This is a genomic window from Oceanisphaera sediminis (assembly GCF_039539745.1).
Taxonomy (GTDB): domain Bacteria; phylum Pseudomonadota; class Gammaproteobacteria; order Enterobacterales; family Aeromonadaceae; genus Oceanimonas; species Oceanimonas sediminis.
Genome location: NZ_BAABDS010000026.1, coordinates 64,298 through 79,326, shown reverse-complemented (window position 1 = coordinate 79,326; position 15,029 = coordinate 64,298). Strand labels below are relative to the sequence as shown.

The window sequence follows — 15,029 nt, the reverse complement described above, 5'->3', positions numbered from 1 at the left end:
GCTCGTCACGGCGAGACAAGCTCGCCCCCTGGGGGCTCGGAAATGCCGTCTGACCGCCAGGGAGGGCGGGAATGCCGGAACGGCAGGAGCATTTTCCGGCCATGGCATTTCACGGTCGTGGGAGGCGATCTCTGCTGCCTCTTCTCGAGCATCGAGTGGTCTGAAGACGGCGCCAACAGGCGACTCTGTAGCATCAAGAAGGACGAAGGGATCTGCTCCACCGACCATCACATGACAGGTCAACAAAAGCTCCTGCCATGCTGACACTCCCGCCATCCCTGGCGGTCGGATGTCATGTGCTGAGCGCCACAAGGATGTGCTCGAGCGGGTCGGCGGAGCGGGCCCTTTGTCCGGGATTGGTATGACCATCAAAAAGATCGAGTGTTTAATGCGATGGGTATAAGGGGGACGCCCGCCTCACCATCCATTGTGCTATTTCCGCCCCTGTTCAAGCTATGTATGATACAAGTATCGGATTTTAAAGGGATACACCATGAAGAAGCTGGCCAAATATCTGCTGGTGTCGGTGCTGGTACTGTTGCTGGCCGGCTGGCTGCTGCTGAGTATATTTGATGCCAACCGGCTGAAACAACCGGTACTGGGCTGGCTCAACGAACACACCGAGCTGGATCTCACCATAGGGCGCCTGGAATTCAACCCCCTGCATCCCTATACCCTGCTGGCGGAAGACGTGCGCCTGGGCGACTGGTTCAGCGCCCGCCAGCTCTATCTGCAGTTGGCAACCCTGTCGCCGCTGTCGGGTCAGACCCGCATCGCTACCCTCGATATTATCGACGGCAAGCTGCAACTGGATAACGCCACCGAGCTGGTGCTGCCGGACAATCTGGCCAACATCCGCATCGACGAATTGAACACCAAAAACCTGACCCTGAGCTGGAATGGCTGGCAGGCCGGTGGCGCCGATCTCACCCTGAGCCAGTGGCAGCCCAGACGCCAGGGATCATGGCAATGGTGGTCCGATCTCGAGGTCAGCGGCCAGCTGCGCCACCTGTCTCATCCCGCACTGGACATGTCCCGCATCAACCTGTCCGGTCGCATCAGCCAGCAGCAACTGATAGTGGACCGAGTGCAAAGTCGCTTGTTCGGCGGCCTGTTCGACTCGGCCCTGAGCCTGAATCTGCCGACTCGGGAACTCACCCTGAACGAGCCGCAATTCAGCCATAACAAACTGCAATTCGAGCAACTACCACAACTCGATAAAGACTGGACCCTGCTGCTCAACCGCGCCCGACTCAAGGACGTCAGCATCACCAGCCCAACCCTGACCGCCAACGGCATCGACGGCGACCTTCGTTATCTCGAATGGCAAGATGGCGGCCTGCCCGAGGTCAGCGGCAGCTGGCAGGCCAGCGAGGCGGTGCTGGACTGGCTACGGCTGGACGAGCATCAGGGCCAGCTGTCGAGCAGCCGGGAGCGGCTGGGGCTGACCCTCAGGGGCAAGGCCTATCAGGGCGCCTTCGACTCCGAGCTGCGCTGGTATCCGCAGCAGGGCCGACTGGATATCGACAACCTGCAACTGCAGGGCAACAAGCTGAACTGGCAGTCTGATCTGTACTGGCCGGTGCCGGATGTACGTATTCACAAGCTCAACCTGAACCAGGGCGAACTGCTGTCACTGGACCCCGGGCTGCCGCTGTCGCTGCTGGGTGGCGAGCTGTTTATCGCCGATCTGGCCTGGTCTGGTGCCCAGTGGCGCCCGCTCAGCGCCCAGGCCCGGTTGGAAGGCAGCTGGAGCGAAATAGCCTTCGACAGCCTGATCGCCCGCCATGGCCATTTCAACGCCCGGCTCGATGATACCCGGCTGTTGCTGGACAAACTGAGCACCGATGCCCTCGACGGTCGTATCAGCCTCGATGGCAGCATAGGCCTCTACCCGCCCCATCAGGGCCAAATACGGCTGAAAGGACAGGCGCTGGAGTTACGGCGGTTAAGCCACTGGCTGCAGGCCGAGCGCGCCTTTTCCGGTCAAGTGAATATCGACGCCGATCTTGCCGGCACGCTGCGCGAGCCCGCCAGTTGGCAAGGCGCGCTGGCGCTGGATGGCCACGATATCTTCATCGAAAAACTGGGGCTGGACGACTGGCTGAAACGCCGGCTGGGTGAAGACTATGGCCGCCCGACCCGGGTCGACCCGCTACTGGCGGCGCTGGATCTGGAGCAAAGCGACGGCTTTATCTACCGGGCCGAGCTGAACGGTCCGGTCAAACAGGGACGCTGGCAACTGGACGGCAGCGCGGTGCAAAGCGTACGTCACCTGCTGGCCCTGCGCGGAGCACTGGACTTCGCCGGACGCTGGCAACTGGAGCTGGGCGCGGTCAATGACCAGCGCTGCCGGGAGCTGGCCATTCGGCTCGAAGACAGCTGGCGCGCTCCGCGTCTGCGACTGCACCAGCCGGAGCTGAATACCCCCTGCCAGCCCTGGTACCGGGGTTCCGTACCCTACCCTGCAGCCGGCCTGCCCGGCCGCCTCACAGAGGCAGTCCGCAAACTCAAGAACGGGAATTAGGGACTGGGGATTCCCACGCGGAGCGTGGGAACGAGAATACCCAGAAGAATCAGTGCGGCAGTATCACGTAGCGGCCGGTGAAGCTGGCGGCTTTTTGTTCGCCGCTGTACAGGGTCACGTTCAGCTCTATGCGTACCCGTTCGCCGGACTGCAGCGGCATCAGCTGTTCTCGCAGCCGCCCCTGTACCTCGGCGGTGGGCTCGTCCCATACCGGGGTCAGATACTTGATGTCGCCACTGCCCTGCACTATGTCGCCGCTCAGGCCGAATTCCTGCATCTGCATCCAGATCAGGCCCCATCCGGTCAGCACGCACTGGCTGTAAATGCTGCCGGCAAACATCGACTCGTGCATATTGAGGTTGGCGGTCAGGTTGGCCTTGGTCTTGAAGCGGCTGCCGGTGTACTGAATAATCCTGACGCCCATTTTCTCGCTGATGGGAATACGTCGGTGCCACTGGCGCTGCAGCTCGTCACACAGCTCGGGACAGTGCCGAATCTGATGAATCGAGGTCAGCGCTTTGATCATCTGCCGATGGGGGATTTTGCCGAAGCTGATGGGGCCTTCGCCTACCACGGTAAAGCCGCAGCGACCGTAAAACGCCACCGCCTCTTCCCGGGCGTTCATCACCAACCGGCGTACCCCCTGCTGGCGGGCCACCTGCTCCAGCGCCTGCACCATGCGGGTACCCAGGCCATGATCGCGACAGTCGGGCACCACCGCCATAAAGCGGATCTGGGCCTCATCACCGCTGACATAAAGGCGGCCCACGGCCACCAGGTTGCCGTTGTTGTCCACCATCATGCGATGGTGGGCATATTCGTCGAATTCGTCTCGTTCCGAGCCTCTGGGCTGTTGCCAGGGTTTACGCAGCAACAACCAGCGCAGCTGGTAATAGGCTTCAAGTTCCGCTTCCGTTTGCGGGGTGACCACACGATACATGGTCTGCTCCTGTTAGGGTTATCTGGGGGTATATTGCCGCGAGATACGGCAGAGTACAATTTGTGGTTACTTCAGGGTGTCGGCTTCAAACCTGCAGCCAGAAGGTGACGGGGCCGTCGTTGGTCAGGCTGACCTGCATATCGGCACCGAAGCGCCCCGACTCGGTAGCGATGCCCTGATCCCGCGCCGCCATCACGAAATAGTCGTACCAGCGCTCGGCGTCTGCCGGAGCCGCACCGCGAGAAAAACCGGGCCGCAGGCCGCTGTGGGTATCGGCGGCCAGGGTAAACTGCGACACCACCAGAAGGCTGCCGCCGGCTTGCCGTACATTCAGGTTCATTCTGCCGGCCTCGTCACCGAACACCCGGTAACCAAGCACCTTGTGCAGCAGCTTGTCGGCGCGCGCCCGGTCGTCGTCACGCTCTACGCCCAGCAGCACCAGCAGGCCGGGACCGATAGCCCCCACCCGGTTATCGGCGATACTGACCGACGCCGAACTCACTCTCTGAATCAGGGCTATCATGACTGCGCCAACTCCTTCGCCATCTGATCGGTGGCTTTCACCAAGGCATCTATAATACCCGGTTCAAAGGCGGAATGTCCGGCTCCCGGCACGATTTGCAGTATTAATTCGGGCCAGTGTTCCGTCAGGGTGACGGCGCCACCCGGCTTGCAGATGGCGTCATAACGGCCATGGATCAGCACAGCGGGTATTTTGCGCACCCGTTCGAGGTGCTTGATGATGTAGTTTTCTTCTATAAAACAGTTATTTATAAAATAGTGACATTCAATGCGCGCCAGCGCCAGGGCGGCATGCGCCTCGCCGTAATGGGTCTCGGCATCCACCCTCGGCAACAGGGTCGAGATACGCCCCTCCCAGATGGCCCAGGCCCGGGCCGCATTGAGCCGGGCCAGTTCGTTGTTGCTGGTCAGCAGCCGGTAGTAATGACGTAACAGGTGGCGCGTATCTCCTTCGAGCGGAGCCAGAAAATCCCGGTAATAATCGGGAAAAAGCTGGGCCGCACCGCCATCGGGTTGATAGAGCCAGTGCAAGTCCTGCTGTCGGCCCAGAAAGAGACCGCGCAATACCAGACCCTTTACTCGCCCGGGATACTCGATGGCGTAGCACAGGGCCAGGGTCGAGCCCCAGGAGCCACCGAAAACCAGCCAGGCATCAATGTTCAGCGCCTCGCGAATCTGCTCCATATCGGCGATCAATGCCTGAGTATGATTATCGGCAAGCTCTGCATGAGGCTCGGACTGACCCGCACCCCGCTGGTCAAACAAGATGATGCGATAACTCTCGGGATCGAAAAAGCGCCGGTGTTCACCGCCGGTGCCGGCACCGGGCCCGCCGTGCACCAGCACCACCGGAATACCCAGCGGGTTGCCGCTTTCTTCCACATAGAGTCGATGTCGCGGCGACACCGATAACCACTGCTGGCGGTAGGCGCCAATGCTCGGGTACAGGGTTCTCATCAATCAAGGTCCTCGGGCGAATCGGGATCATCATCCTCAAAGCTTAGCCGCTGTCGCCGCTCGTAGTCACCGAGGCCGGCGGTCAACTCGGCGCCCAGCAGGGCAATCATCCAGCTCAGATAGATCCAGACAAAGAGAATGGGAATGGCGGCCAGGGCGCCGTAAATTGCCTCGTAGGAAGGAAACTCGGTGATATAAAAAGCGAAGGCACGCTTGGCCAGCTCGAACAGCAAGGCCGCCACCAGGGCCCCGCAGATGGCATGACTGAAGCGCACCCGCATATTGGGCACCACCATGTAGAACACCACGAACATCAGGGTCGACAGCAAAAAGGGCAACAGCCCCAGCAGCAATGTCCCCATCCCCAGAATGGTATCGGCCTGGAACACCCGCAACGAGGTAATGTAGGAGGTCAGCGCCAGGCTGGCACCGGCCAGAATCGGGCCCAGAGTCAGGATCATCCAGTAGGTGGCAAAGGCCACCGACCAGCGTCGCTTCTGGGTCACCCGCCAGATGTGGTTGAAATTCTCGTCGATAGCGGAGATCAGCAGCATGGCGGTGACCGCCAACGCCGCCACGCCGACGGCGGTAGTTTTGGACGCGTTGTCGATAAAGCCCTGAATACTGTCCTGCACCACCTCCCCGGCGGCAGGCACGAAGTTGCTGAACACGAAGCTCTGAATGGTATCCCGCAACTCGGCAAACATGGGAAAGGCCGACATCATGGCGAACACCACTGCCAGCATGGGCACCAGCGACAGCAGGGTGATATAGGCCAGATAACCGGCGGTCACCTTCAGCCGATCCTGTTGTATCCGTTTCAGCAGAAAGATGCCGAAACTCGAGCCATGTTCTCGAATAAAGTGCAGTCGATGCCTGACTTGCGCGACAACCTGACTCATAACAACCTCATTTTGCTACCAATGGATTTCCATTGTGGCAAATTACTCGGGCACAGTGCCAGTCGGATATCATCACGCCGGGGTTCCCTTGCCGAAATCACCGGCCGACGCCCAATAAAAAAGGGCGCCCGAGGGCGCCCTTTTATTCAGCTCAGCAAGTCGGAATTAATCGCGACCGGCACGCTTACGTTCGTTCTCGGTCAGAGCACGCTTGCGAATACGCAGGTGGTTCGGCGTCACTTCAACCAGCTCGTCGTCACCGATGAATTCCAGTGACTGCTCCAGCGTCATCTTGATCGGCGTTACCAGGGTCAGCGCTTCATCGGTACCGGATGCACGAACGTTGGTCAGCTGCTTGCCCTTGATGCAGTTAACGGTCAGGTCGTTGGCACGGCTGTGAATACCGATGACCATGCCTTCGTATACTTCGGTGGCGTGATCGATAAACAGACGGCCGCGTTCCTGAATGTTGAACAGCGAATAGGCAGAAGCCTTGCCCTTGGCGTTGGAAATCAGTACGCCGTTGGTACGAGCACCGATGGTGCCGCCTTTATGCGGACCGTAGTGGTCGAAGCTGTGGTTCATCAGACCGGAACCGGAAGTCAGGGTCATGAATTCGGTCTGGAAACCGATCAAGCCACGGGCGGGAACGATAAAGTCGATACGGACACGACCCTTGCCATCCGGCACCATGTCGGTCATTTCGGCTTTACGCTCACCCAGCTTCTCCATGATGGAGCCCTGGTGCTCTTCTTCCACGTCGACGGTCAGGTTCTCGAAAGGTTCCATCTTGACGCCGTTTTCTGTTTTCAGAATAACTTCCGGACGAGATACCGCCAGCTCGTAGCCTTCACGACGCATGTTTTCGATCAGGATGCCCAGGTGCAGTTCACCACGGCCGGATACGCGGAACTTGTCCGGATCGGCGCCCTGCTCAACACGCAGTGCCACGTTGTGCACCAGCTCGGACGTCAGACGCTCCATGATGTTACGTGAGGTCACGTACTTGCCATCGAGGCCGGCGAACGGCGAGTTGTTGACCTGGAAGGTCATGGTCACGGTCGGCTCGTCAACAGACAGCGGCGGCAGTGCTTCGACTGAACCTTGCGCACAGATGGTATCGGAGATTTTCAGCTCGCCCAGGCCGGTAACGGCCACGATGTCACCGGCGTTACCTTCGGTGGCTTCGGTGCGCAGCAGGCCAAGATAGCCCATGACCATGCCCACTTTACCGTTACGAGTCTGACCATCGGCACCGATGACGGTGACCTGCTGGTTGACGCGAACGGTACCGCGCTTGATGCGGCCGATGCCGATAACACCGACATAAGAGGAATAATCCAGCTGGGAGATCTGCATCTGCAGCGGACCTTCCAGATCGGCATCGGGTGCCGGAACCTGGTCGACGATGGTCTGGAACAGCGCGGTCATGTCCGGTTCTGGCGCATCTACATCCAGGCTTGCCCAACCGTTGATGCCGGAAGCATAAATAACCTGGAAGTCGAGCTGGTCGTCGGTTGCACCCAGGTTATCGAACAGATCGAAAATCTGGTCCAGTACCCAGTCGGGACGCGCGCCCGGCTTATCGACCTTGTTGATGACCACGATGGGCTTCAGGCCCTGGGCAAATGCCTTCTGGGTCACGAAGCGAGTCTGCGGCATGGGACCTTCCTGCGCATCGACCAGCAGCAGTACCGAGTCAACCATAGACATAACACGTTCCACTTCACCACCGAAATCGGCGTGTCCCGGGGTGTCCACGATGTTGATGCGGTATGCCTGCTCGTCGGGAGCGGTCCAGCGAATAGCGGTGTTCTTGGCAAGAATGGTAATGCCGCGCTCCCGCTCTATGTCATTGGAGTCCATGACTCGCTCTTCCGCTTCGCCACGGCTTTCCAGCGTGCCGGACTGCTGCAGAAGCTTGTCTACCAGGGTGGTTTTACCGTGGTCGACGTGCGCGATGATTGCGATATTACGTAAGTTATCTAACATTCCTGCCTCAAAATACCGGGGGTGGATAAAAAATCGTCGTCATTTTACTCGCCCACCTCGGATCTGCCTAGCAGAATTGAAAATTACTGCTCGACAACTTCCCAAGGGGCTTTTAATGCACCATGATGATCGGCGCCGGCGCCTTACTGCACCAAAAGGATCCACTAATGCACCAATTTAGTGCATCAAAACGGTCATTGGTTCTCTTACATCAGGATAAACACCAGTGTGACAAGCATTTGGCAAACTGGCACAGTTTTCGCTTTGTATTTATCTGTAGCGATGGCAATTGATGAATTTGTTCATCAAACCCTAGGATGATTATTTTTGGAGGTCGAAATCCATGTCAGTAGAAAACGTAATGGACATGATCAAGGAACACGATGTCAAATTCATCGATCTGCGCTTTACCGATATCAAGGGTAAAGAGCAGCATATCAGCATTCCGGTCAATCAGATAAACGACGACTTCTTTGAAGAAGGCAAGATGTTCGATGGCTCTTCCATGACCGCATGGAAGACCATTCACGAATCCGACATGGTACTGATGCCCGATCCGGCTTCTGCGGTGATGGACCCCTTCACCGAAGACGCGACCATGAACATTCGCTGTGACGTGCTCGAGCCGGGCACCATGCAGGGCTATGACCGTGACCCGCGCTCCATCGCCCGCCGCGCCGAAGAATACCTGGTGTCTACCGGCATCGCCGACACCGTGCTGATCGGTCCCGAGCCCGAATTCTTCATGTTTGACGACGTGCGCTTCCATACCGACATGGCCGGCAGCTTCTTCAAGATTGATGATTCAGAAGCCAAGTGGAACTCCGGCAGCGAATATGCCGAAGGCAACAAGGGTCACCGTCCCGGCGTTAAGGGCGGCTACTTCCCGGTTGCTCCTATCGACTCCTCCCACGACATCCGTTCCGCCATGTGTCTGGTGATGGAAGAGATGGGCCTGGTGGTTGAAGCGCACCACCACGAGGTGGCGACGGCCGGCCAGAACGAAATTGCCTGCAAGTTCAACACCCTGACCCTGAAGGCCGATGAAATTCAGATCTACAAGTATGTGGTTCACAACGTAGCGCATGCCTTCAACAAGACCGCCACCTTCATGCCCAAGCCGCTGGTCGGTGATAACGGTTCCGGCATGCACGTACACCAGTCTCTGGCCAAGAACGGTGAAAACCTGTTCGCCGGCGACCTGTACGGTGGCCTGTCTGAAACCGCGCTGTTCTACATCGGCGGTATCATCAAGCACGCCCGCGCCCTGAACGCCATCACCAACCCGGCCACCAACTCCTACAAGCGTCTGGTACCCGGCTTTGAAGCCCCTGTTATGCTGGCCTACTCGGCTCGTAACCGTTCTGCCTCTATCCGTATCCCGCTGGTTGGCTCGCCCAAGGCTCGTCGTATCGAGACCCGCTTCCCGGATCCGGCTGCCAACCCGTACCTGTGCTTCGCCGCGCTGCTGATGGCCGGCCTGGACGGTATTCAGAACAAGATCCACCCGGGCGATGCCATGGACAAGGACTTGTACGATCTGCCGGCCGAAGAAGCCGCCGAGATCCCGACTGTCGCCGTGTCTCTGGACAACGCACTGGACAACCTGAACCAGGATCGCGAGTTCCTGACCCGCGGTGGTGTATTCAGCGACGAGTTCATCGACGCCTACATCAAGTACAAGCGTGTTGAAACCGAAACCATCAACATGGCGACGCACCCGCTGGAATACGACCTGTACTATTCCGTTTAAGCGGTAAGCTGTCAGCTATAAGCTGGAAAGTGAAAGGCCCGGGAAACCGGGCCTTTTTTTGTTTGTTGTCTGGTCGTATTTTGGAGCCATAGTCCAGAGGCAACAAGGTTGCCTCTGACGTACTCCTCACCCCTCACCCCTCACCCCTCACCCCTCACCCCAGAATCTCATGTCGGGTAGAAGGAAAAAGATTGAGCACCTTGTGCACCAGATACACACAGCACAGGGTCAGCAGAATAGCGATGGTCATCGAGCTCATCCGGTACAGGGCGCTGTACACCAGATCGTGCTCCGGTGACACATACTGGCCGAATAGAATGCCCACCGTGGTCAGACCGGCAAAGCCAACCCCGGGCATGCCTTCCTTTACATGCCAGCGTGCAAACACCATGGCGCACAGCCAGAATGACAGCGTCAGCAACAGCAGGTTGTGATAATAGCTGTATAAAAACAGCTGAGTCAGCAGCCCCAGCGCACAGCCGAGCAGGGTGCCGATGCAACGCTGACGACCCGACTGCACCGCCCCGACAAAGCTCATGGGAAACAGCACCAGCACCGTCGCCACCTGGGCCGAGAGCGAGTCCACCAGATCGACTGTCTGAAACACCGTAAAACTGAGGGTCGCCACTATGGCGCCCAGCAGCGCCTGATGACGGATGATATTATCGCTTTTGGCGGGCAGCGCCCGCGCCACCGGCGGCTCGCGATTCGGCAGCACCGCGTAGGCGATGTATGCCAGCGCTACCGATAACACCGAGGCGGTGATATTGCTCATCGCCATGTCGGCCAGGTCGAACTGCCGGTAGCTGGAAAAATGCAGCATGATGCTGAGGCTGACGCAACCCGAGGCCCCAAACAGCAGCATGGGCCCCCTGGCCATCAACAGAAACCGGCCCAGAAACAGGCAGAACACCACCACCGTAAAGGCCGGCGGCCAATGATTCAGCAGGCCGGGCAGCACCATGATCTCGAGCGAGGTCAGCAGCGACGAGCCGATGAACTGCAGGCTGACGAAGCGGTTCAGCACCGGCACCATGCCCAGCAACAGCATGGGGTAGACGGTGAAGAAAACCCCGAAGTTCCAGTTCATCATCTTGGCGATCAGCATACCGGCGGCACTGCCAAAGGCGATACGCAGACAAACGCGCAGCCGATCCGGGGTCAGTTCCATGCTTGTCTCCTCAGTACAGGTAACGCAGCAGGCTGACCACCCGCGCCTGCATGGCGGCCAGGCCGTTCAGCACCGGGTTGTCGACCGGATACAGCTGCACCGTGGCCTTGGCGCCGGTGGCCAGCGGTGGCCAGGCATCATCCAGTGCAATATGGGTGCGCAGCCGCTGGGCGTCGCGTACCCAGCGATCGGAATTGACCGGCTGGGCCAGCAGCCCGTCGGCCGCCTGCTGACCTTCCCTGACGCCGCTGTCGATACTGGTAACGTGGCCGGCGAAGATTTGCCCCGGCAGGGCATCGAAGATGATGTCAACCGGGGTGCCGCTCTGCACATGGCGCAGGCTTTTTTCACGCAAGTCCGCACTCACCCAGGCCTGATCGGAAATCAGCGCCATCAGCGGCTGGCCGGCCGCCGCATGCTGACCCTGGCGTAACTGCAGGTTGCCGATGCGGCCGCGACTTTCTGCATACACCCGGGTACGCGCCAGCTCGAGCCGAGCCTGGCGCAAGGCCACCTCGGCCTGTTCGACGGCAATGCCCGCCGCCGTCAACGCCTGTTCTACTTCTTGCCGGCGAGCCTCGGCCACGGCGAGCGCATCACGCGCCAGGCTGGTGCCGGTGTTGGCCTGTTCCAGCTGTTGCTGCGACATGTGACCCTGACGGTGCAGCCGGGCGATACGCGCCGCCTCCCGCTCCTGTTCCTGCAACTGCAGCCCGGCCTGGTGGGTTTCGGCCTTCACTTCCGCCAGACCGGACTGCGCCCTGTCTTGTGCCACTTTTGCCTGACGCTGCGCCAGTTCGGCCCGCCTGACCGCCAGTTGATAATCGCTGTCGTCCAGCTCAAACAACAACTGCCCCGGATCGACTCGCTGATTGTTGGTGACATGCACCCGGCTGACCTGGCCGGACACCCGGGCCGAGACCGGCACCACATAGCGCTGAATACGGGCTTCCGGTGTCATCGGCATGTAGTTGTCGGCGATGACGAAATAAACAAAAAGCAGAAAAAAGGCGCTCAGGGCCACTTTTATCCAGCGGCTGAAACTCTGTTCTGGCGTCATAATGACCTCGGTTGCGTTATTCTTTGTGACCACAGATCCCGTTGAGGTTCCGGTTGATGTGCTCCACCATGCGGTTGAATTCCTTGATTTCCTGTTCACTCAGGCCCGCCAGTACCTGCTGACGAGTCTGATCCAGCACCGCGTCCATCTCATCCATCAGCGGACGCACCGCCGGCGTCAGATGCACCCTCTTGCCACGGCGATCATCGGCACAGGGCCGACGCTCCACCAGCCCCAGCTGTTCCAGCCCGTCCAGGGTGCGTACCAGCGACGGGCTTTCCACCCCGACCCGACGCGCCAGCTGATGCTGTTGAATACCATCTTCGTATTTTAGATGTGTCAGGGTGATCCAGCGGCTTTGGGTCAGCCCCAGGGGCTTGAGCCGCTCATCGTTGAGCCAGCGCCACTGCCGAACCAGACAGGCCAGAGACATTCCCAGGGTTTTCATCGCCACCTCCCATTTAGTTAGCATGCTAATTATGCTCTTGCTAACGATATTATTCAAATTCCTCACTGCCGCAATCACTCTCGGCACCTTCTGGAAAACCGGCAGGTTTCTTGCATTCTTACGCTACCAGTAGCGGCACCAGTACGGGGCATACAGAGCCACCCTGCCCTCGAGCGGCAAGGGCGCCGAATTCGGGTTAGAATGCATGCACCATGGTGGTGCAAATGCAGACGAGAGGACAACAAGGTGCCGGAATCCCAGCCAGACGTACAAGCGATTATCGATAACCTGCTCACGGCGGTGCTGGTGGTGGATGCCGAGCTGCAGGTACTGTTTGCCAATACCGCCGCCGAGCAGTTGCTGCCGCTGAGCAAGCGCCGGCTGCAGGCGATGCCGCTCAATCTGGCGGACGAAGATATTTCGCTGGATACCGCCCGCATCAGACATTGCATCGACCGCGAACAGGGCTTTACCGACAGCGAGGTGCAGTTGATGATCGACGGCGTGCCGCGCTGGGTTGAAGTCAGCGTCACTCCCCTGCCCTGGTCCGGCTCCTCATCGCCGCGGACACAGACTCGAGCGCTGATCGAACTTCGGCTGATCGATCAGCAGAAAAAAATCAGCCAGGAGCTGCAGCAGCGCACCCAGCAACAGGCGGCGCGGGAGCTGGTGCGCGGCCTGGCCCACGAAATAAAGAATCCATTGGGCGGCCTGCGCGGCGCGGCCCAGCTGCTGGAGCGAGAGCTGCCGCGGGAAGAGCTGAAAGAATTTACCCAGCTGATCATCGCCCAGGCGGATCGGCTGCGTAATCTGGTGGACCGGCTGCTGGGTCCGCAGCGCCCCGGCCGGCGGCAAATCACCAACCTGCATTCGGTACTGGAGCAGGTGCGCCGGCTGGTGGCGATGGAAATACCGCCCGGCATCAGCCTGGACCGGGATTACGATCCCAGCATTCCCGACTTCGAGATGGATCCGGAGCAACTGCAGCAGGCCCTGCTCAACATAGTGCGCAATGCCGCCGAGGCGCTGGGCGAACAGGGCCACATTCAGATCAGAACCCGCACCGCCTTTCAGGTGATGCTGCAGGGCCGCCGCTACCGGCTGGCGGCGGAGATTCGCATTATCGACGACGGCCCCGGCATTCCCGAGCCGCTGCGCGACACCCTGTTCTACCCCATGGTGACCGGACGCGACGGCGGCACCGGCCTGGGGCTGTCTATCGCGCAGGATCTGATCCACCAGCACCAGGGCCGCATCGAGACCCAAAGCCGCCCCGGACGCACCGAATTTATTATCTATCTGCCATTACGCCGCTAGGAGAGCCTTATGACCGAACAAGTATGGATAGTCGATGACGACAGCTCGATTCGCTGGGTGCTGGATCGCGCCCTGAGCCAGGCCGGCTTCGACTGCCAGAGCTTCGCCGACGGCGAAAGTGTGCTGGCGGCCCTGGCCCGCAGCCAGCCCAGCGTGGTGGTGTCCGACATTCGCATGGGCGGCATGGATGGCCTGACCCTGCTGGGCGCCATTCACGAACAGGTGCCCCAGCTGCCGGTGATCATCATGACCGCCCACTCGGATCTGGACAGTGCGGTCAGCGCCTATCGTCACGGTGCCTTCGAATATCTGCCCAAGCCCTTCGATATCGACGAGGCGGTCACCCTGGTACAGCGGGCCATGGCGCACCTGCGGGAGAGCAAGTCCAAGGGCCGGGTCGCCGAGCAGGAAAGCGTCAATGCGCCGGAAATCATCGGCGAAGCCCCGGCCATGCAGGAGGTGTTTCGCGCCATCGGCCGCCTGGCCCGCTCTTCCATTTCGGTGCTGATCAACGGCCAGAGCGGCACCGGCAAGGAGCTGGTGGCGCACGCGCTGCACAAGCACAGCCCTCGTGCCAGCAGCCCCTTTATTGCCCTGAACATGGCGGCCATTCCCAAGGATTTGATTGAATCTGAACTGTTCGGCCACGAAAAAGGTGCCTTCACCGGCGCCAACAGCATTCGTCAGGGCCGCTTCGAGCAGGCCAATGGCGGCACCCTCTTTCTCGACGAAATCGGCGACATGCCGCTGGATATTCAGACCCGGCTGCTGCGGGTATTGTCCGACGGCCAGTTTTACCGGGTCGGCGGCCATCAGCCGATCAAGGTGGACGTGCGCATCATCGCCGCCACCCATCAGGATCTGGAGCTGAAGGTGGACGATGGCGACTTTCGCGAAGACTTGTTCCACCGGCTCAACGTCATTCGCGTCCATATGCCAGCGCTGAAAGACCGGCGGGAAGACATTCCCAAGCTGGCCCGTCACTTTCTGGCCCGGGCGGCCAAAGAGCTGAGTGTGGAGGCCAAGGGCCTGCATCCGGACGCTCAGGCCTGTTTGCAGGCCCTACCCTGGCCCGGCAACGTACGCCAGCTGGAAAACGTCTGCCGCTGGCTGACGGTAATGGCGTCGGGTCAGGAAGTACTGGTGGCCGACCTGCCACCGGAGCTGATGCAAAAGGAACGGGAGAAAGACAAAAGCGGCGCCACGCAAGACTGGCGTCAGGCGCTGCAGGAGTGGGCGCGGCAAGAACTGGCCCTGGGTCATCAACACCTGCTGGCCGAGGCTCAGCCCGACTTCGAACGCATCCTGCTCGACTGCGCCCTGAGTCATACTCAGGGTCACAAGCAGGATGCCGCCCGCCTGCTCGGCTGGGGTCGCAACACCCTGACCCGCAAGCTGAAAGAGTTGCATGGCAACGACCAACTGATAGAGGATGAATAA

Annotated in this window: 12 protein-coding genes; 4 read left to right on the top strand and 8 right to left on the bottom strand. The window is 59.8% G+C overall.

Annotated elements, in window-relative coordinates; genetic code table 11:
• Positions 1–493 precede the first annotated feature (493 nt).
• Positions 494–2,527, top strand: coding sequence for an AsmA family protein (locus tag ABD827_RS08340; RefSeq protein ID WP_344964019.1), 2,034 nt, complete (start codon positions 494–496; stop codon positions 2,525–2,527).
• Positions 2,528–2,576: 49 nt separating this feature from the next.
• On the opposite strand, the gene ABD827_RS08335 is transcribed toward ABD827_RS08340, so the two are convergent.
• The 5 genes from ABD827_RS08335 to typA form a co-directional block, all read right to left on the bottom strand.
• A complete protein-coding gene (locus ABD827_RS08335; RefSeq protein WP_344964017.1) occupies positions 2,577–3,467 on the bottom strand; it encodes a bifunctional GNAT family N-acetyltransferase/hotdog fold thioesterase in 891 nt (296 codons plus the stop codon).
• Positions 3,468–3,552: 85 nt separating this feature from the next.
• Positions 3,553–3,990, bottom strand: coding sequence for a D-aminoacyl-tRNA deacylase (gene dtd / locus ABD827_RS08330; protein ID WP_298721403.1), 438 nt, complete (start codon positions 3,988–3,990; stop codon positions 3,553–3,555).
• Positions 3,987–4,946: a prolyl aminopeptidase gene (gene pip / locus ABD827_RS08325; RefSeq protein WP_298721398.1), complete on the bottom strand. Its 960-nt coding sequence runs from the start codon at positions 4,944–4,946 to the stop codon at positions 3,987–3,989. Before pip ends, dtd begins: the two co-directional genes overlap by 4 nt.
• A complete protein-coding gene (locus ABD827_RS08320; protein WP_344964014.1) occupies positions 4,946–5,848 on the bottom strand; it encodes a virulence factor BrkB family protein in 903 nt (300 codons plus the stop codon). Before ABD827_RS08320 ends, pip begins: the two co-directional genes overlap by 1 nt.
• 165 nt (positions 5,849–6,013) lie before the next feature.
• On the bottom strand, positions 6,014–7,840 hold the full coding sequence (typA, locus tag ABD827_RS08315) for a translational GTPase TypA (protein WP_344964012.1): 1,827 nt from the start codon (positions 7,838–7,840) through the stop codon (positions 6,014–6,016).
• Between the two features lie 343 nt (positions 7,841–8,183).
• Between typA and glnA the strand changes: the two genes are divergently transcribed.
• Positions 8,184–9,593, top strand: a complete 1,410-nt coding sequence (gene glnA, locus ABD827_RS08310; RefSeq protein WP_298721389.1) for a glutamate--ammonia ligase — start codon at positions 8,184–8,186, stop codon at positions 9,591–9,593.
• 154 nt (positions 9,594–9,747) lie between these two features.
• On the opposite strand, the gene ABD827_RS08305 is transcribed toward glnA, so the two are convergent.
• Genes ABD827_RS08305 through slyA form a run of 3 tightly spaced genes read right to left on the bottom strand, consistent with a single transcriptional unit; the run spans position 9,748 to position 12,296 of the window.
• Positions 9,748–10,764: a DUF2955 domain-containing protein gene (locus tag ABD827_RS08305; protein WP_344964010.1), complete on the bottom strand. Its 1,017-nt coding sequence runs from the start codon at positions 10,762–10,764 to the stop codon at positions 9,748–9,750.
• Between the two features lie 10 nt (positions 10,765–10,774).
• Positions 10,775–11,824, bottom strand: coding sequence for an HlyD family secretion protein (locus ABD827_RS08300; protein ID WP_344964008.1), 1,050 nt, complete (start codon positions 11,822–11,824; stop codon positions 10,775–10,777).
• Between the two features lie 16 nt (positions 11,825–11,840).
• Positions 11,841–12,296, bottom strand: a complete 456-nt coding sequence (gene slyA, locus ABD827_RS08295; protein WP_344964006.1) for a transcriptional regulator SlyA — start codon at positions 12,294–12,296, stop codon at positions 11,841–11,843.
• Between the two features lie 222 nt (positions 12,297–12,518).
• On the opposite strand from slyA, the gene glnL reads away from it, so the two are divergent.
• Together glnL and glnG are read left to right on the top strand one after the other, a co-directional pair.
• Positions 12,519–13,589: a nitrogen regulation protein NR(II) gene (gene glnL / locus ABD827_RS08290; RefSeq protein ID WP_298721376.1), complete on the top strand. Its 1,071-nt coding sequence runs from the start codon at positions 12,519–12,521 to the stop codon at positions 13,587–13,589.
• 9 nt (positions 13,590–13,598) lie between these two features.
• Positions 13,599–15,029: a nitrogen regulation protein NR(I) gene (gene glnG / locus ABD827_RS08285; RefSeq protein ID WP_344964002.1), complete on the top strand. Its 1,431-nt coding sequence runs from the start codon at positions 13,599–13,601 to the stop codon at positions 15,027–15,029.